This is a genomic window from Pseudomonas karstica, from assembly GCF_009707515.1.
GTDB classification, from domain to species: Bacteria; Pseudomonadota; Gammaproteobacteria; order Pseudomonadales; family Pseudomonadaceae; genus Aquipseudomonas; species Aquipseudomonas karstica.
Genome location: NZ_WLYI01000005.1, coordinates 174,953 through 193,928, shown reverse-complemented (window position 1 = coordinate 193,928; position 18,976 = coordinate 174,953). Strand labels below are relative to the sequence as shown.

Sequence of the window (18,976 nt, the reverse complement as noted above, 5' to 3'; positions counted from 1 at the left end):
AGCGGGTTTTTGCGTTTCTGGCACCCGAGATTTTTCCTGCGAATGCTCCTCGGGCCGCACCTGAGAACCTTTATCGTTTATCCTTGCAATGATTTGTTGCACTCAAGTGAGGAACTCCCTGGATGATGATCCGCGATACTCGTCTCAAGACATCCCTTCTGCGTGGCTTGACCATCACTCTGTTCGGCCTGGCGCTGCTCTCACCCGCCGCCTATTGTGCCGACAAGATTGCACTGACCTTGTACAACGGCCAGCACAAGGAGGTCGGCGATGAACTCGCCAAGGCCTTCGAAGCCAAGACCGGCATCCACGTAAACGTGCGCAAGGGCAGCAGTAACCAACTGGCCAGCCAGGTTGTCGAAGAAGGCGACCGCTCTCCTGCCGACGTGATCTATACCGAAGAATCGCCACCGCTGAACAAACTGGGCGAGCAAGGCCTGCTGGCCAAGATCGATGACAGCACCTTGAGTGTGCTACCCAAGGAATATGTCGCGGGCAACGGCGCCTGGATGGGCGTGACCGCTCGCACCCGAGTGGTTGCTTTCAACCCAAAACTGATTACCGAGCAAGAGCTGCCCAAGTCAGTGCTGGAGTTTGCCGAGCCCGAGTGGCAAGGCAAGGTCGGCTTCGTACCCACCAGCGGTGCGTTCCAGGAACAGGCCGTGGCAATCATCAAGCTGCACGGCCGCGAAGCCGCTGAAGAGTGGCTCACCGGCCTGCGCGCTTTCGGCAAGGTCTACAGCAACAACATGGTTGCACTCAAAGCCGTGGAAAACGGCGAAGTTGCCACCGTCCTGGTGAACAATTACTACTGGTTCGCCCTCAAGAAAGAAAAAACCAATCTGGATTCCCAACTGCACTACTTCACTGACGGTGATGCCGGCGGCCTGATCACCGTGTCCGCCGCCGCAGCACTGAAGTCCAGCAAGCACCCGAAAGAAGCCCAGCAATTGCTGGCGTTCATGGCCAGCGAAGAAGGCCAGCGCGTCATCACCAACACTTCGGCTGAATATCCGCTGCGCAAAGGCATGGAATCCAGCCGCGGCCTCAAGCCCTTCAGTGAACTGCAACCGCCAAAAGTCACCCCCGCCGACTTGGGCAACGCCGAAGAAGCCCTGGAGCTGGAACGTGAGGTTGGCTTGAACTGATGAACCCATCGCTACCCGCCCCCGCCTTGCGCGGGGGTTTTATTCCACGACGCAAGCGCCCTTCGATCTGGCTGCTGCTGCCCGTATTGCTGTTGGTGGGCCTGAGCCTGCTGCCGCTGGCATATGTAGGCCTCAAGACGTGGCAGGCCGGCTGGGCCGAGGCCGTGCATTTGCTGTGGCGACCCTATGTGTTCGGCTTGCTGCGCAACACCCTGGCGCTGATGGTAGGTGTCACCGTAGCCTGCGGCGTGATCGGCCTGTCACTGGCCTGGCTGCTGGAACGCAGCAATCTGCCAGGGCGACGCATTTGGGGTGTGGTTCTGTGCCTGCCATTTGCGGTACCGGCATTTGTCAGCAGTTTCACCTGGGTGTCCCTGAGCGCGAACTTCGAAGGGCTGGGCGGGGCGATCCTGGTGATGACCCTGTCCAAGTACCCGTTGGTGTTTCTGCCTGTGGCAGCTACCCTGCGCAACCTTGATCCCTCCCTGGAAGAGTCGGCTCGCACCCTTGGGCTGAATCGCTGGGGCGTATTCTTTCGTGTCACCCTGCCGCTGCTGTGGCCGGCGCTGCTGGCCGGCGCACTGTTGATCGCCCTGCATATGCTGGTGGAGTTCGGCGCCTTGTCGATCATCGGCCTGCAGACCTTTACCACAGCAATCTATCAGCAGTTCGAACTGGAATTCAGCAATGCCAATGCGGCAATGCTCTCGGCAGTGCTGCTGGTGATGTGCCTGACCCTGCTGTGGCTGGAGCTGCGAGTACGCGGCAAGGGCCGCCATGTGCGCACCGGCCAGGGCGCTGCCCGGCATGCCGAACCGGTACGGCTCGGCCAGTGGGCGCCATTGGGGCAGTTATATTGTTTGTTGCTGGCGAGCATTGGCAGCGGCATTCCCCTGGGGATGCTCGGCTACTGGCTGGCGGTAGGTTCTTCAGCGGCATTTCCGGTGGCCGAAATCAGCGAAGCACTGTTGTCGTCCCTGGCACTGTCTCTGGGTGGCGCCGCACTGTGCCTGGTACTGGCGGTGCCTGTCGGCTTGCTGGTGGTGCGCTACAAGGGCCGGCTGGCGTTATGGGCCGAACGCCTGCCCTATCTGCTGCACGCCCTGCCCGGATTGGTGATTGCGCTGGCCTTGGTGTATTTCGCCCTGCACTACGTGCCGGCGCTGTATCAGACGTCTGGATTGCTGCTGATTGCTTATGCACTGTTGTTCCTGCCACTGGCCCAGGCACCGATTCGTACCGCATTGAACAAGGCGGCGCCACAGCTGGAGGAGGCTGCACGAACGCTGGGAGCATCCTCGTTCAGTGCATTTTGCCGGGTCACCCTGCCGATTATCTTCCCGGCACTGGGAGCGGCATTTGCGTTGGTGTTTTTGGATGCGATGAAGGAACTGACGGCGACCTTATTACTTAGCCCGACTGGCCTGAACACATTGGCGACAGCTGTATGGGCGCATACCTCGAATGTGGAATTTGCGGCAGCGGCGCCTTATGCCGCGCTGTTGATTCTGGTGTCGGGGTTGCCGGTGTACTTGTTAACGACCCGGATGTACCTGAGCCGCTGAGACCCCTCTACTGCAGGAGCGAGGGGGATGCCTGGTTCTTGCTCGCGAAAAACCTGAGAGCGCCGCGCGCACCCAGGATGCCCGCGTTATCGCTGACGTTTTTCGCGGGCAAGCCCGCCCCTACAGTGCTATGCGCGAAATTGCCCCAGACTCGCCTTCAACTGCGCCGCCAACCCATCCAGCACCTTGCCGCTGGCCGTGGTCTCCACCACCGCCTGCGCAGCACGCTCGGCCTGGGCGTGAATCACCTCGACCCGCCCACGCACCGCATGCGCTCCCTGAGCCTGATGCTCAGCTGCGCGGGTGGCCAGGCCAATCGCCGCATGCACTTGCTCCACCGAAGCCTGCACCGACTGCTGCAAACGCACGCTGTCGCGCAACACCAGCAAACCTTCGCTGGCCTGGCGCCCGGCCTTGCCGATGGTTTCCACCGCCTCACGCGCGCCTTGCTGCAAGGCCACAATGTGCGCCTGGATATCACCGGTGGAGCTTTGGGTTTTACTGGCCAGCGCCCGCACCTCGTCCGCGACCACGGCAAAGCCGCGGCCGGTCTCGCCAGCCCGCGCCGCTTCGATGGCAGCGTTGAGCGCCAACAGATTGGTCTGTTCGGCAATCCCGTGGATCACCGTCAGCACCACTTCAATTTGTTCGCTTTGCCGGGCCAAGCGCTCGATAACCTTGGCTCCAGTGTCCACCTGCCCCGCCAACGCCTCAATCAAGCCACCAACCTCGGCGGAAGTCCGGGCATTCTCATCCGTGGCCTGGCGAATACCCACCACCTGCTGCAATGCCGCCTGCATGGCGTGACTTTCCGCCTGAGCCTCATCAGCCATCTGTGACAGCGCTCGCAAGCTTTCAGCCACCTCATCGCGCTGCAGACCAGCGGCGGCATCGGCGCCGGCATTGCGCAGGGTCATCGCGCTGATTTCCACCCCGGTGCGCTGGGCCACATCACCCGCCTCACGCACGATCGGCTGCAACTTATCCACAAAGCGATTGACCGCCGCAGCCATGGCGCCGATCTCGTCCCGACTGTTGATCTGTACGCGCTTGGTCAAGTCGCCCTCGCCGGCCGCCAGATCATCCATGGCGGTGATCAACAGCTTCAAGCGACTGACCACACGACGCCCGAGCACCACCGCAACCAGCAGCAACACAGCAAAACCGACCACCGCCAGGCTCATGCCAATCCGCCAGCGCAAGGTCCCTGCGGCCTCCCGCACAGCACTGGTAGTATTGGCAGACATCTCGGTCGCCGTGGCCTGCGCCGATTGCAGTCGCATACCCATGGCCACTGCGCTATCAGCCGCAGCCCCCTTGAGGCTATCACCCACCAATTGATCACTGCTGGCAATGAGCGCGGCGAAACGCTGGTCCAGCGCGGCCAGCTCGGCATCCACCGCGACGGTCGAAACCCCCATGATGACCTTGCCGATCTCCACTCCGTTGGGGCTGATGGATGATTCCAGGTAATAGACGGACGAGTCGTTTTTCGCCGCATCCAGTACTTTATCCAAGGCACGCTCGCCCCGGCCCTTTTCCAGCAGCGCCTTGTTGATCGGGTTTCCCCGGTTCAAGTAGCGAGTCAGATGCTGGCCGGCAGCATCATCGTAAACCACGAACAACACATTGGGATTGCGCTGGGCGCGGCGAGCGAACTCCGACAAAGCAGGCACATCGCTGTCCCACATGGCACGAGGCGCCACCGAAGCCAACAACTGCGCCATGTCATTGGCCGAGTCTTTCAGGTCTTTTTCCAGGGTCGCCCGCAGTTGCTTCTGCTCTTCCTGCAAGCGCGAAGACAACCCCGTGGTGAGGCGCTGACGGGTACTGGAAGACAGGCTGTCCAAACTGGATGTGACTTCCTTGCCAGCCTGCGTCAGTTCGCCTGACAGTTTCTGGCTGTCCACGCCCAGGCGACTGCCCAAATCAGCCTCCAGAGCCGTGATCGTGATCCGAGTCAGAGCAACAGCCACCAATACCTGCACCAAAAGAGCGATACCCAGGGTAACGAACACCGGCCGCAACAGACGGCTTTGTAACAACGAAAGAACGGCAGACATCGAGAATCCCTCTACCATGGATGCCATTAAATTGATGGCACCGCGAAAGAAGGAATCACAGCAAGGGTCGTGCCGTACAACAGACAGAAACGACAAAGGGCCCATTCAAGGGCCCTTTGCTTTTTACATCAACAGCTTATTAAGCGAACGGATGGCGCAGAACGATGGTTTCGTTGCGGTCCGGGCCCGTCGAAATAATGTCGATCGGCGCGCCGATCAGCTCTTCAACGCGCTCGATGTAGGCACGGGCGTTAGCGGGCAGCTCTTCCAGGGTCTTTGCACCCACGGTCGATTCGGTCCAACCCGGCACTTCTTCGTACACAGGCTGCAGCCCCAAGTAGCTATCAGCATCAGTCGGGGCGATGTCCTTCCCTTCTGCATCTTTGTAGCCGACGCAGATATTGATGGTTTCCAGACCGTCGAGTACGTCCAGCTTGGTCAGGCAGATGCCCGAAATGCTGTTCACATCGATGGCGCGACGCAGGATAACCGCGTCGAACCAGCCACAACGACGAGCACGGCCGGTAGTCGCGCCGAATTCGTGTCCTTGTTTAGCCAGGTGAGCACCGACTTCATCGAACAGTTCAGTCGGGAACGGCCCCGAACCTACACGCGTGGTGTAAGCCTTGGTGATGCCCAGGATGTAGTCGAGGAACATAGGGCCAACACCCGAGCCAGTAGCAACGCCGCCAGCGGTGGTGTTAGAGCTGGTCACGTACGGGTAGGTGCCGTGGTCGATGTCCAGCAACGAACCTTGGGCGCCTTCGAACATGATGTCTTTGCCAGCGCGGCGCAGGTCGTGCAGCTCGGCAGTCACGTCCAACATCAGCGGCTTGAGCAGCTCAGCGTATTCCTTGCACTCGGCCAGAGTCTTGTCGTAGTCGATGGCTGGCTCTTTGTAGTAACCAACCAGCATGAAGTTGTGGTATTCCACCAGCTCACGCAGCTTGTCTTCAAAACGCGGCATGTTGAGCAGGTCGCCAACACGCAGGCCGCGACGAGCAACCTTGTCTTCGTACGCCGGGCCGATGCCGCGACCGGTGGTACCGATCTTCAGCTCGCCACGGGCCTTTTCACGGGCCTGGTCCAGCGCGACGTGGTAAGACAGAATCAGTGGGCAGGACGGGCTGATACGCAGGCGCTCACGCACCGGTACGCCTTTCTCTTCGAGCTTGTTGATTTCCCGCAGCAGGGCGTCGGGCGCAACTACCACACCGTTGCCGATCAGGCACTGCACGCCTTCGCGCAGTACGCCCGACGGGATCAGGTGCAAGACGGTTTTTTCGCCATCGATCACCAAGGTGTGACCCGCGTTGTGGCCACCTTGGTAGCGCACTACGGCGGCAGCATGTTCGGTCAGCAGATCAACGATCTTGCCTTTGCCCTCATCACCCCATTGGGTGCCCAGGACTACGACATTCTTACCCATAACACTTGTCCTCATTCGCGCAAACTTGGTGCCGGCGTCGCCGGCAGGAAAACTCAAGAAGCCAGTGGCGATACTTGCCAAAGCCCGTTCTGCTGAATCAATTGGCGGTCGCAGTCCGCCTCACCGGCGGCGGCCAATGGCTGCCCAGGCAAAGCCTGGACAACGCGCTGACCCTCACTGCGCAACTGGCAAACCTGCTGCCAGAGTGCCGAGTCCGTACTGTTGGGCATCCAGATACCGCCAGACGGTAACTCGACCTCAGCACGCCCCAGGGTCACCAGGGTTTTCAAGTCGGTGGAAAAACCGGTCGCCGGACGGGCGCGGCCAAAATCGGCGCCGATATCGTCATAACGACCGCCCTGGGCGATGGCTTGGCCAACCCCCGGGACAAACACCGCGAACACCACACCGGTGTGGTAGTGGTAGCCGCGCAACTCACCCAGGTCAAAATACAGCGGCAACTGCGGGAACCGCGCAGACAGTTGCTCGGCAATCGCCAGTACGTCGTCCAGGGCTGCCAGGACCGGGGCCGGTGCATTTGCCAGGCGATCACGGGCAGCGGACAGCACTTCGCGACCACCACACAGATCCACCAACGAACGCAGCATGCCGGCCAGATCCGCAGGCACACTCTCGGTCAGGGCAATGACTTCATCGATGGCCTTGCGTTGCAGGGCATCGAATAACTGTTGCTCCACTTCACCGGACAAGCCCGCGGCACGCGCCAGGCCACGGTAGATCCCCACATGCCCCAGATCCATGTGCACATCCGGCACGTCCGCCAGTTGCAGCATGGCCAGCATCAGGCTGATGACTTCCACATCGCTGCTCGGGCTGGCATCGCCATACAGCTCGGCGCCCAACTGGATAGGACTGCGTGAAGACGACAACGCACGCGGCTGGGCATGCAACACACTGCCGGCATAGCACAGGCGGCTCGGACCTTCACGGCGCAAGGTGTGCGCATCGATGCGCGCCACCTGCGGGGTGATGTCGGCACGAAAACCCATTTGCCGACCCGACTGTGGGTCGATGACCTTGAAGGTGCGCAAATCCAGGTCCTGGCCCGCGCCGGTCAGCAGGGATTCCAGGTACTCGATATGAGGGGTCACGACAAACTCGTAACCCCAGCTCTGGAACAGATCCAACACCTGGCGGCGCGCGATTTCAATACGCGCAGCCTCAGGTGGCAGTACTTCTTCGATGCCATCTGGCAGCAGCCAGCGGTCTACCGTTGCCATTACGCCATTCCCCTATGATCCGGGCGGCCTGCCCTCGGGCGAGCCTTGAGTGAAGCAGAAATGCCCAGCCCCTGCATAAACCACGCGCAAGAGCGACGTGACGAACGACCAGCAATCGGCCTCGTCGGGCACTTTCCTCGAAAAACCTGTCGCCTCACAGCAACAAACGACAATCAAACATGCAGACGCAAAAAAGCCGGGAATTTCCCGGCTGCCGCATCATACACCCGTTTTCCCAAAGGATCACCCCGCCCGACATTTTAGCCGCCAGACGGAGTGAGCTTCGAGTTACTTGGATTTTTCCAGGTAGCGGAAGAAATCACTGCTTGGGTCAAGCACCATGACGTCGGTCTTGTTCGCGAAGCTTTCACGGTAGGCGCGCAGGCTACGGTAGAACGCGTAGAACTCCTGGTCCTGGCCGTATGCCTTGGCGTAGATTGCCGCCGCTTGAGCATCACCGTCACCACGAGCCTCTTCAGACTCGCGATAAGCCTCTGCCAACAGTACACGGCGCTGACGATCGGCATCCGCACGGATACCTTCAGCCAACTCGTTACCCTTGGCGCGGTGCTCACGAGCTTCACGCTCACGCTCGGTGCTCATGCGCTCGAACACGCTCCGGTTCACTTCCTTCGGCAGGTCGATGGCCTTGACCCGAACATCGACGACTTCGATGCCCAGCTCTTTTTCAGCCATCTTGTTCAGTGAACCCGTGATATCCGCCATCAAGGCATCACGCTCACCGGATACCACCTCATGCAGGGTGCGCTTACCAAACTGGTCACGCAGGCCCGACTCCAGACGGCGCGACAAACGCTCGTCGGCAATCTGCTTGAGGCCGGAAGTCGCGGTGTAGAAGCGCTCGGCATCCTTGACGCGCCACTTGGCGTAGGCGTCAACCATCACGGCTTTCTTTTCCAGGGTCAGGAAACGCTGTGTCGGTGCATCCAGCGTCATCAGGCGGCCGTCGAACTTGCGCACCTGGTTGACGTAGGGGATTTTCACATGCAAGCCCGGCTGGACATCCGCCTGGACCACACGACCGAATTGCAGCAACACCGCGCGCTCGGTCTGAGCCACGATGTAGAAGCAGTTCCAGGCAGCGATGACCACGACGACGCCCAAAATCAGAGCGGTCAGCGATTTATTGCTCATCAACGACTCTCCCTGGTACGTGTTTGCTGTTGCTGCAAGTCAGCGGCCGCACGGGCGCTCGCCTCATTGGCTGCGGCAGTCGAACTGCTGGACGGCGTACTGCTGCCACTACGACCACTGTCAATCATCTTGTCCAGCGGCAAGTAAAGCAGATTGTTCTGCCCACCCTTGCTGCCAGTCACGAGGACCTTGCTGGTGTTGCTGAAGACTTCCTGCATGGTGTCCAGGTACAGACGTTCACGAGTGACTTCCGGTGCCTTGCGATACTCGACTACCAGCTTGGTAAAGCGATCCGCCTCACCTTTGGCGCGGGAGACCACTTCATCACGGTAACCGTTGGCATCTTCAAGGAGGCGCTGGGCCTGACCACGGGCTTCTGGCACCACGCCATTGGCGTAGGTCTCAGCCTGGTTGCGCGAACGCTGTTCGTCCTCACGGGCACGGATCACGTCATCGAAGGCTTCCTGCACCTCACGTGGTGCCGCTGCGCTCTGTACGTTGACCTGAGTGACGGTGATACCAGTGCGATAAGTATCGAGGAACCGTTGCAGGCGCTCCTTGATCTCGCTGGCCATCAATTCACGACCTTCGGTCAGCACCTGGTCCATCGCGGTGGAGCCCACTACGTGGCGCAGGGCGCTTTCGGTCGCATGTTGCAAGCTGATTTCCGGCTGGTCGACGTTCAGTACGAAGTCCTGCAGGTTGCTGATCTTGTACTGCACGGTCAGCGGCACCTCGACGATGTTCTCGTCTTCGGTCAGCATCTGGCCCTGCTTGGTGTAGGCACGCTCACGCGTGACGTTCTCCATGTACTTCTTGTCGATCGGCGGGAAGTAGATATTCAGGCCGGGGCCGACGGTCTCGTAGTACTTGCCGAAGCGCAGCACTACGGCCTGCTCCTGCTCGTCGACCACATAGACTGCGCTGTACAGCCAAACGGCCGCCAGCGCAACGAGTGCCAGGCCAAGCAAGCCGTAACCACCGCCCTTGCTCGTGCGACCACCCTCGTCACCACCACGTTTTTTTCCACCACCGAACAACCCATTCAGGCTTTCCTGCAGCTTTCGGAAGGCCTCGTCGAGATCCGGTGGCCCCTTGCGGTCGCCATTGTTGCGGCGTTTACCACCCCAAGGATCCTGATTATTCGAGTTGCCACCCGGCTCATTCCAAGCCATAGCGCTCTCCATCTGATAAAGCAAAGACGCACCCACGGCGCGCCGACCAATGCTACAGAATGCCTGCTACAGCGGCACAACCGCTTTCTCAGGCTTTTATTGCAAAGTGTGTTGTTCGATGAAATCCATCGGCTGGATACCTTCACGGCTGACCAGCCGATTCAGCTCTGCCCGTGGCAATCGAACGGCCAGCAGACTGACACCCTCTTCATCGTGTTCTTCTTTCTGAACCGCGCCCAACTCAAAAAACTGTGCACGCAGTCGAGCAAAACGCTGCGGCAAGCGCAAGGTGCCAACAAACAAATCGTTGCCCAGCAACTCGGCAATCGCTTGTTTGAGCAACTCAAGCCCCGAACCATCGCGCGCCGAAAGCCAGACCCGCTGAGGCCTGCCATTTTCGTCACGCTGGATTTGCGGCTCAACGCCCTCAAGCAAATCGAGTTTGTTATAGACCTCGAGGATCGGCAAGTCCTGGGCACCAATCTCGCCCAGCACCACCATCACTTGCTCAATCTGCAACATACGGTCAGGTTCGGCCGCATCGATCACGTGCAGCAGCAAGTCGGAGTTACTCGACTCTTCGAGCGTAGACCGAAATGCCTCGACCAGCTTGTGGGGCAAATGACGAATGAAACCCACGGTGTCGGCCAGCACAATCGGCCCCAGGTCGTCCACGTCCAGGCGGCGCAAGGTCGGGTCGAGGGTGGCGAACAGTTGGTCGGCCGCATACACGTCCGATTTCGTCACGTTGTTGAACAGCGTGGATTTGCCGGCGTTGGTGTAGCCAACCAGGGACACGGTAGGAATATCTGCACGCATACGGCCACGTCGCGACTGCTCGCGCTGGCTGCGTACTTTTTCCAGGCGGCCCTTGATCTGGCGCAGACGAACCCGCAGCAGACGCCGATCGGTTTCCAACTGGGTTTCACCCGGACCACGCATACCGATACCACCACCCTGGCGTTCAAGGTGAGTCCAGCCTCGCACCAGCCGGGTGCTCATGTGATCAAGCTGGGCCAGTTCGACCTGGAGCTTGCCTTCATGGGTACGGGCGCGCTGGGCGAAAATATCGAGAATCAAGCCCGTGCGGTCGATCACGCGACACTCGAAAACACGTTCGAGGTTACGCTCCTGACTGGGCGTGAGGGTGTGATTGAAAATCACCAGGTCTGCGTGTTCGGCATGGACCAGATCGCGCAATTGCTCGACCTTGCCGCTGCCGATCAAGAATTTGGCGGTTGGCCGATGACGCGGCACGTTAAAAAACGCAACGGTCTCGGCGCCGGCCGAATTTGCCAGCTCCTGAAACTCCTGCGGATCTTCGCGCGCCTCAGGGTCCTGTCCATCCAAGTGAACGAGGATCACTCGCTCACCACCACCGTGGCGCTCAAAGAACAAAGGAGACTCCTATCAGGCGTTACCTGGCTCAGCGTCATCCTGTTCGGTATCGGTTGCGCTAGGCAGACGAATTGGACGAACCGGCACTACTGTCGAGATAGCGTGTTTGTAGACCATCTGGCTGACGGTATTTTTCAACAGGATAACGAACTGGTCGAAAGACTCGATCGTACCTTGCAGCTTGATGCCGTTGACCAGATAGATGGAAACCCCAACTTTCTCTTTACGTAAAGTATTCAAGTAAGGGTCTTGTAGCGAATGCCCTTTTGACATGTGCCGCACTCCTTTAAGGATCAATAATAAAAAATCGGAAAATAGATAGCTCGTGACCGTCACACCCCCAAGGATAGACGGCAATTGCAAGGACTCAGCTCAATATGGAGACCGTTCTCAAGTATTTCAAGGCACGTGACAGATTGTCGCAATCCAGACTATCCAGCCAATGCAAGTCAGCCCAGCTGCGTAGCCATGTGAACTGGCGCTTCGCCAATTGGCGCGTGGCAATGATGCCGCGCTCCTGCATTTCGGCTGACGTCAACTTGCCATCCAGATGATCCCAGACTTGGCGGTAACCTACAGCACGTATCGAAGGCAGCCCGGGATGCAGGTCACCTCTGGAACGCAGTGCTACGACCTCATCCACAAACCCCTGTTCCAACATAATTGTGAATCTTTGTGCAATTCGCTCATGCAGAACCTGTCGATTCGCCGGAGCGACGGCCAGGTTCGCCACAGTATAGGGCAATTGTGACTGTCCAGATGCGCCTACATCAGTACTTTGCGCAGATTGTCTCAGTCGATGGGCGGTCATGGTTTGACCGCTGACCCGCCAGACTTCCAGGGCTCGTGACAGGCGCTGGGGATCGTTGGGGTGAATTCGCGCGGCGGACACCGGATCCACCGCCGCCAACTGATCATGCAGCGCCTGCCAGCCAAGGCGTGCCGCCTCATCCTCCAACTCGGCGCGCACTTGGGGATCCGCCGGCGGCATATCGGCCAGGCCTTCCTGCAACGCCTTGTAATAGAGCATCGTGCCACCCACCAGCAGCGGAATATTGCCCCGCGCGGTGATTTCAGCCATGGCCGCCAGGGCATCGGCGCGAAAATCCGCCGCCGAATAGCTCTGGCCCGGGTCGATGATGTCGATCAGCCGGTGCGGATATTGTGCCAGCAGCTCTTTGGAGGGTTTGGCGGTGCCGATGTCCATGTCCCGGTAAACCAGGGCAGAATCGACACTGATCAGTTCGCAAGGCAAGACCTTGCTCAGTTCAATAGCCAGGTCGGTCTTGCCGGCTGCGGTAGGTCCCATCAGGAAGATGGCCGGAGGGAGAGTACCCATCAACGGCCGCGCAAGAACAATTTGTCCAGGTCGTCCAGGCCCATTTGGGTCCAGGTCGGGCGGCCATGATTGCATTGACCGCTACGCTCGGTGTTTTCCATATCCCTCAACAAGCCGTTCATTTCCGCCAGGGCCAGGCGTCGGTTGGCGCGGATTGCACCGTGACAGGCCATGGTACCGAGCAACTCGTTGATGTGCGCCTGGATACGGTCACTGGTGCCGTACTCCATCAGGTCTGCCAGCACGTCGGCCACCAAACGATTGGCTTCGGCCTGCTTGAGCAGCGCCGGAATTTGCCGGATGGCCAAGGTTTCCGGCCCCAGGCGTTGTAATTCAAAACCGAGTTTCTGGAACACGCTGACGTGCTCTTCCGCACAATCAGCTTCGCGCTGGCTGACCGCCAGGGACTCCGGGACCAACAGTGGCTGGCCGCTCAAGCCCTCACTGGCCATGGCGATCTTCAATCGCTCGTACATGATCCGCTCGTGGGCGGCGTGCATATCCACCAACACCAGCCCCTGGGCGTTTTCCGCGAGAATATAGATGCCCTTGAGCTGCGCCAGGGCATAGCCCAGCGGCGGAACATCACCGCCGCCCTCTGGCAAGGCGACAGCGCCCGGCTCGGCACCCGGCAGTGGAGCAAAAAATTCGCGATAGGCCGCCTGGGCCTCGGCCACCGGCACGGCTGATTGCGGGCGCGGGGTGTATTGGTACTGATAACCCGCCCCGGCACCAGACCCTGGTGCGGTGTAGTTCGGTTGAGGTTGCGGCGATTGCAGCAGGTTGCCCGCCAGGCTCATTTCGCCCTGAGGGCCAAACTCACCAGCTTCCGAACCGCTAGGCCGGACCACCGCCGTCACAATCGGCGCAGACATCTGATCATCCGGACGCACATCGCCCAGCGCACGGTGCAAGGTACCGTAGAGGAAGTCGTGAACCATGCGCCCATCGCGAAAGCGTACTTCGTGCTTGGTCGGGTGCACATTGACGTCCACCACGGCTGGGTCGACCTCGAAAAACAGTACAAAGGTCGGGTGCCGCCCATTGAACAACACATCGCGATAAGCCTGGCGCACCGCATGGGCCACCAGCTTGTCGCGCACAGCCCGGCCGTTTACAAAGAAATACTGCAAATCCGCCTGGCTACGGGAGAAGGTCGGCAAACCCACCCAACCCCACAAGCGCAAGCCATTGCGCTCAATCTCAATCGGCAACGCCTGCTCAAGAAAGCCTGCGCCGCAAACCGCCGACACCCGGCGAGCACGCGCCGCGTCATCGTTGGCTTCGTGCAGGCTGAGAATAGTCTTGCCGTTGTGACGCAGATGGAAAGCCACATCGAAACGGGCCAGGGCCAGGCGCTTGATGACTTCTTGCAGGTGATCGAATTCGGTTTTTTCGGCCTTGAGGAATTTACGCCGCGCCGGGGTATTGAAAAACAGGTCGCGCACTTCTACCGAGGTGCCTACCGGATGGGCGGCCGGCTGGACCCGGGGCGCCATGTCACGGCCTTCGGTTTCCACTTGCCAGGCCTGATCGGCGCCTTGGGTACGAGAGGTCAGGGTCAGGCGCGCCACAGAGCTGATGGAGGCCAGTGCCTCACCACGAAACCCCAGGCTCATCACCCGCTCCAGGTCTTCCAGGTCGCGAATCTTGCTGGTGGCGTGACGGGCCAGGGCCAGCGGCAGGTCATCGGAAGAGATGCCACTGCCATCGTCACGCACCCGCAGCAGCTTGACACCGCCTTGCTCGACGTCGACGTCGATACGCTTGGCTCCGGAATCGATGCTGTTTTCCAGCAACTCCTTGATCACCGACGCTGGCCGCTCGACCACTTCGCCCGCGGCAATCTGGTTGGCCAGCCGCGGGCTGAGCAATTCGATGCGCGAGGCGTTGTTCAAAATCGATTCGCTCATTACTGTGCCGCCAATTCAGTGCTGGGAATCGTCAACACTTGGCCCACTTTCAATTCATCGCTTTTCAGCTGATTGGCACTGCGCAACGTAGCCGCCGAAACCTGGAAACGCACCGCCAGCATGGCCAGGGTGTCGCCGGGCTGGACCCGATGTTCACGAGGGCCCTGGGCGATTTTTCCGGAGTCCCGCAGCCAGGCGACATAAGTGCCCGGTGGCGGATTTTGCTGGAAGAACTGCCCGACACCGGCGCTGATGGAGCGCGCCAAGGCTTGCTGGTGACTGCGGGTAGCCAGTTTTGAAGCTTCCTTGGAGTTGGAGATGAAGCCCGTTTCCACCAGGATCGATGGAATATCCGGCGACTTGAGCACCATGAACCCGGCTTGCTCCACTCGCTGCTTATGCAGTGGCGTCACCCGGCCAATATTGCTCAGGACCTTCTGGCCGACGTTCAAGCTGGAGGTCAGCGAGGCAGTCATCGATAGGTCCAGCAGCACACCCGCAAGCATGCGGTCCTTGTCATCCAGGGACACATTGCCAGCCCCGCCGATCAAATCGGAGCGGTTTTCACTGTCCGCCAGCCAGCGGGCGGTCTCGGACGTGGCACCGCGATCAGACAGGGCAAACACCGAGGCGCCAAAGGCCGCCCGTGACGGCGCGGCGTCAGCGTGGATCGAGACGAACAGGTCAGCGCCCTTCTTGCGGGCGATCTCGGTGCGACCGCGCAGCGGAATGAAATAATCACCCGTACGGGTCAACTCGGCGCGATAACCTTTCATGCCATTGATCTGACGCTGCAGTTCTCGGGCGATAGCCAGTACCACGTCTTTTTCGTGCTGGCCACGAGAGCCGGAAGCACCTGGGTCTTCACCGCCGTGACCGGCGTCAATCACTACGATGACGTCGCGCCTGCCTGTTGAAGCGGGCGGCGGCGGTAGCTTGACCTGAGGTTGCGAGGGGTTGACCGGCACCGCAGGTACCGTCGCGACCCTGGGGATTGGAGCAGGCGGCGGCGCGGCGTCGGCGGGGTTGTCAAACAGGTCGACCACCAGCCGGTTGCCATACTGGGCATTGGGCGTCAGAGAGAAGCTCTTCGGGGTCACGACCTTTTTCAGGTCGATAACCACCCGCAAATCCGACGGCGTGCGTTGGGCCGAGCGCATCGCAATAATCGGGGTATTGGCCGTGGCAACGTTCAACGGCGCGGCCAGGGTCGCACCGTTGATGTCGATCACCAGGCGATCCGGCGCCGTCAGGGTGAAGACGCTGTGCTGGACCGGGCCAGACAGGTCGAATACCAGTCGTGTGTTATCCGGTGCCCGCCACAGGCGGACACTGCGCACCTGTGAAGCGGCCAGAGCATTGACGGTCATTGCCGCAAGCAACACCCCTACGACAGCAACCAACGCGCGAAAGCGCATACCTAACCCCACCAATTATTTGAATTCCAATGCCAAGGCGGCGCACCACGACTCACCGCGCGCGCCTTGGGGCAACAACTTCAGCTGACGTCCACTGTCATGTGGGCTAATGGTAATGGTCAGGTCAGACTTTGGCAAAAAGCCTGTGCCCTTGTCCGGCCATTCGATCAAGCACAAGGCATTCTCGTCGAAGTAGTCGCGGATGCCCATGTACTCCAATTCCTCGGGGTCCACCAGGCGATACAGATCAAAGTGGAAGGCCCGCACTTCGCCGATCTCGTAGGGCTCGACCAATGTAAACGTTGGGCTCTTTACCGCGCCTTTATGACCCAAGCCACGAATGATCCCCCGGGACAGCGTGGTTTTCCCGGCCCCCAGGTCCCCTTCCAGAAAGATCAGGCCCGAGCCTTTGGTGACATCGGCAATACGTTTGCCAAACGCGACCATGGCGTCTTCATCAGCCAGAAACAGGGTTACTTCAGACACGGCGACTGCTCCTCCAACAACTGACGAATGGCGGGAATCAGGTCACTGGCCGCCAACCCGCGACCCAGCACACCTTGCCTATCCCCGGCAGTAGCATGCAACCAGACCGCCAGGCAGGCAGCGTCGAACGCCGGCATCCCCTGGGCCAGCAAAGCCCCCACCAGACCGGCCAACACATCCCCCAGGCCGGCCGTCGCCATCGCCGGGTGGCCCTGATCACAGCGAGCGACTCGACCGTCAGGACTGGCAATCAAGCTGCCCGCGCCTTTCAAGATTGTCACCGCCTTGAACTTCTGACTCATTGCGCGCGCTACGTTAAGGCGATCCGCCTGAACCTCGGCTGTCGAAATCCCCATTAGCCGGGCTGCCTCTCCGGGGTGCGGAGTGATCACGCAATTGGCTGGCAAGCTGACAGAGCCCGCCGCCAGCAGGTTCAGGGCGTCGGCATCCCAGACCTGTGGCTGTTGGGCATTGGCTGCCACCGACAACAGGCTCTTGCCCCAGGACGCTTCCCCCAGGCCAGGGCCAATGACGATCACCGAGACCTTTTCCAGCAACCCCATCAATTGATTGGCCGAATGCACGCCCAGGATCATGACTTCCGGCAGGCGGGCCAGGGCGGCCGGAACGTGCTCACTACGGGTTGCCAGGGATACCAGGCCGGCGCCACTGCGCAGGGCGCTTTGCGTGCTCAGCAAGGCAGCGCCGCCAAACCCATGGTCGCCCCCAATCAGCAGGACATGGCCAAACTGGCCTTTATGGGCATCCGGGGAACGGGCAGGCAGTTGCGGCAAGTGGCCGGGTAACAACTGCTGCACGTCGGTTATTTCGTGTTTTGTCTGCGGCATGCGTCTTCAAGCTCCGATGTCTGGCAGAATTATACGCATCTAACCTGCGGTTTCTCTTGTCTCATGCCTGCTATCACCTCCGACCTGCCCGCCCTCGCCCAATCGATCAAAGACTGGGGCCGCGAGTTGGGCTTTCAACAAGTGGGCATCAGCGGCCTGGACCTGGGCGAGCACGAACACCATCTGCAGCGCTGGCTCGACGCCGGCTACCATGGCGAAATGGATTACATGGGCGCCCATGGCAGCAAACGCTCTCACCCCGATGAGCTGGTGCCCGGCACCTTGCGCGTGGTGTCCCTGCGCATGGATTACCTGCCCGGCGACACACACATGGCGCAATTGCTGGCCCAACCCGAAAAAGCCTATATCTCCCGTTACGCTCTGGGCCGCGACTATCACAAGCTGATCCGCAAGCGCGTGCAGCAACTGGCGGACCGTATTCAGGCGCAAATCGGCCCCTTCGGCTTTCGCGCCTTTGTCGACAGCGCCCCGGTGCTGGAAAAAGCCATCGCCGAACAAGCCGGGCTGGGCTGGATCGGTAAAAACACCCTGGTACTCAATCGCAAGGCCGGCAGTTACTTCTTCTTGAGCGAACTGTTTGTCGACCTGCCGTTACCGGTCGATCCACCTCACACCAGCGAACACTGTGGCAGTTGCACCGCGTGCCTGGATATCTGCCCCACCAATGCCTTCGTCGGGCCTTATATGCTGGACGCCCGACGCTGTATTTCCTACCTGACCATTGAGCTCAAGAGTGCAATCCCCGAGGACCTGCGGCCACTGATTGGCAATCGAGTCTTCGGTTGCGATGACTGTCAGATCGTTTGTCCATGGAATCGTTTCGCGCGAACCTCGACCGAAGGCGATTTCAAGCCACGGCATAATCTGGATAACACAGAACTGGCCGAGCTGTTCAGGTGGGATGAGGATAAGTTCCTCAGTAGTACCGAAGGCTCACCGCTACGCCGAGCCGGTTATGAGCGCTGGCTGCGCAACCTGGCAGTGGGCCTGGGCAATGCACCATCAAGCATTGCAGTACTGGAGGCCTTGAACGCACGCCGGGATTACCCATCGGAACTGGTGCGCGAACATGTGGAATGGGCGCTGAACCAGCACGCCCAGCGTCAGTGTTCGTCGTTGTAGACGAACTTGGGCATTTCCCAGTGAAAACGGATCGCCAGCAAACGCAGTAGAAACCCACTGAATAGCGTGAGCAGGATCGCTTGCTCACTGGGCAGTTCCAGGTAGATGCACAGCAGGTAGAACCAGGCAGCGAGGAAGGACACGCTGGCATACAGTTCGCGGCGGAAGATCAATGGGATATCGTTGCAGAAGATGTCCCGCAGAATGCCGCCAAATACCCCGGTAATGACGCCGCTGACCGAAGCCACCAGCATGCCGTGGCCCATTTCCAGGGCGGTCATGCAGCCGATCAGGGTAAACGCCACCAGGCCCACGGCGTCCAGGGCCAGAAACAACGAACGCAGATGGCGCATCAGCGGCGCGATAAAGATCGTCACCAACGCGGCGATGGAAGTCAGTACCAGGTATTCCGGGTGCTTGACCCATGTCAGCGGATAGTGACCCAGCAGCACGTCCCGCACCGAACCGCCGCCCAGTGCCGTCACACAGGCGATCAGCACCACGCCGAACCAATCCATGCCGCGCCGACCGGCAGACAAGGCACCGGTCATGGCTTCAGCGGTGATGGCAATGAGGTAGAGCATCAGCAGCATGATGGCGATCCGTGCAAAGAGGTGCGCAGTCTAATCATTTGACGAGGGCACCAAAAGGGGGC

16 protein-coding genes are annotated in these 18,976 nt (G+C 60.1%); 3 read left to right on the top strand and 13 right to left on the bottom strand.

Translation table 11 applies throughout. The annotated features are described in order from the left end of the window. Positions 1-122: 122 nt before the first annotated feature. Both GIR22_RS05920 and GIR22_RS05915 read left to right on the top strand, forming a co-directional pair. Entirely contained in the window at positions 123-1,148 is a 1,026-nt protein-coding gene (locus GIR22_RS05920) for an extracellular solute-binding protein (protein WP_154742423.1), read from the top strand. Then, a complete protein-coding gene (locus tag GIR22_RS05915; protein WP_154742422.1) occupies positions 1,148-2,713 on the top strand; it encodes an ABC transporter permease in 1,566 nt (521 codons plus the stop codon). Before GIR22_RS05920 ends, GIR22_RS05915 begins: the two co-directional genes overlap by 1 nt. Positions 2,714-2,841: 128 nt before the next feature. On the opposite strand, the gene GIR22_RS05910 is transcribed toward GIR22_RS05915, so the two are convergent. From GIR22_RS05910 to GIR22_RS05855, 12 genes are all read right to left on the bottom strand, one after another. Next, the gene (locus GIR22_RS05910) at positions 2,842-4,776 is read right to left on the bottom strand and encodes a methyl-accepting chemotaxis protein (protein WP_154742421.1); all 1,935 of its coding nucleotides are present in this window, start codon (positions 4,774-4,776) and stop codon (positions 2,842-2,844) included. 139 nt (positions 4,777-4,915) lie between these two features. Continuing rightward, on the bottom strand, positions 4,916-6,205 hold the full coding sequence (locus GIR22_RS05905) for an adenylosuccinate synthase (protein WP_154742420.1): 1,290 nt from the start codon (positions 6,203-6,205) through the stop codon (positions 4,916-4,918). Between the two features lie 53 nt (positions 6,206-6,258). Next, the gene (locus tag GIR22_RS05900; protein ID WP_154742419.1) at positions 6,259-7,446 is read right to left on the bottom strand and encodes an ATP phosphoribosyltransferase regulatory subunit; all 1,188 of its coding nucleotides are present in this window, start codon (positions 7,444-7,446) and stop codon (positions 6,259-6,261) included. A 288-nt stretch (positions 7,447-7,734) separates the two neighbouring features. Continuing rightward, the gene (gene hflC / locus GIR22_RS05895; protein ID WP_154742418.1) at positions 7,735-8,601 is read right to left on the bottom strand and encodes a protease modulator HflC; all 867 of its coding nucleotides are present in this window, start codon (positions 8,599-8,601) and stop codon (positions 7,735-7,737) included. Further along, a complete protein-coding gene (gene hflK / locus GIR22_RS05890) occupies positions 8,601-9,776 on the bottom strand; it encodes an FtsH protease activity modulator HflK (protein WP_154742417.1) in 1,176 nt (391 codons plus the stop codon). The genes hflC and hflK overlap by 1 nt, the downstream gene beginning before the upstream one ends. Before the next feature lie 96 nt (positions 9,777-9,872). Then, complete coding sequence (gene hflX, locus GIR22_RS05885) at positions 9,873-11,174, bottom strand: ribosome rescue GTPase HflX (protein WP_154742416.1); 1,302 nt, start codon at positions 11,172-11,174, stop codon at positions 9,873-9,875. Between the two features lie 12 nt (positions 11,175-11,186). Beyond that, positions 11,187-11,447 carry an RNA chaperone Hfq gene (gene hfq, locus GIR22_RS05880; protein ID WP_154742415.1) on the bottom strand — a complete coding sequence of 87 codons (261 nt, stop codon included), beginning with the start codon at positions 11,445-11,447 and terminating at the stop codon, positions 11,187-11,189. Positions 11,448-11,541: 94 nt separating this feature from the next. Beyond that, the gene (gene miaA, locus GIR22_RS05875; RefSeq protein ID WP_154742414.1) at positions 11,542-12,513 is read right to left on the bottom strand and encodes a tRNA (adenosine(37)-N6)-dimethylallyltransferase MiaA; all 972 of its coding nucleotides are present in this window, start codon (positions 12,511-12,513) and stop codon (positions 11,542-11,544) included. Then, positions 12,513-14,411 (bottom strand): DNA mismatch repair endonuclease MutL, encoded by a 1,899-nt coding sequence (mutL, locus tag GIR22_RS05870; protein WP_178122115.1) that lies wholly within the window; start codon positions 14,409-14,411, stop codon positions 12,513-12,515. Before mutL ends, miaA begins: the two co-directional genes overlap by 1 nt. A 14-nt stretch (positions 14,412-14,425) precedes the next feature. After that, positions 14,426-15,844, bottom strand: coding sequence for an N-acetylmuramoyl-L-alanine amidase (locus tag GIR22_RS05865; RefSeq protein WP_154742412.1), 1,419 nt, complete (start codon positions 15,842-15,844; stop codon positions 14,426-14,428). A 15-nt stretch (positions 15,845-15,859) separates the two neighbouring features. Continuing rightward, positions 15,860-16,330, bottom strand: a complete 471-nt coding sequence (tsaE, locus tag GIR22_RS05860) for a tRNA (adenosine(37)-N6)-threonylcarbamoyltransferase complex ATPase subunit type 1 TsaE (protein WP_178122109.1) — start codon at positions 16,328-16,330, stop codon at positions 15,860-15,862. Further along, entirely contained in the window at positions 16,318-17,178 is an 861-nt protein-coding gene (locus GIR22_RS05855; RefSeq protein ID WP_154742411.1) for an NAD(P)H-hydrate dehydratase, read from the bottom strand. The genes tsaE and GIR22_RS05855 overlap by 13 nt, the downstream gene beginning before the upstream one ends. Positions 17,179-17,241: 63 nt before the next feature. Here GIR22_RS05855 and queG point away from each other — a divergent pair, with 63 nt between their 5' ends. Then, entirely contained in the window at positions 17,242-18,321 is a 1,080-nt protein-coding gene (queG, locus tag GIR22_RS05850; RefSeq protein ID WP_154742410.1) for a tRNA epoxyqueuosine(34) reductase QueG, read from the top strand. Here the strand turns inward: queG and GIR22_RS05845 are convergent. Further along, on the bottom strand, positions 18,303-18,917 hold the full coding sequence (locus GIR22_RS05845; protein WP_178122114.1) for a TRIC cation channel family protein: 615 nt from the start codon (positions 18,915-18,917) through the stop codon (positions 18,303-18,305). The two genes, queG and GIR22_RS05845, sit on opposite strands and share 19 nt — an antisense overlap. Positions 18,918-18,976 lie beyond the last annotated feature (59 nt).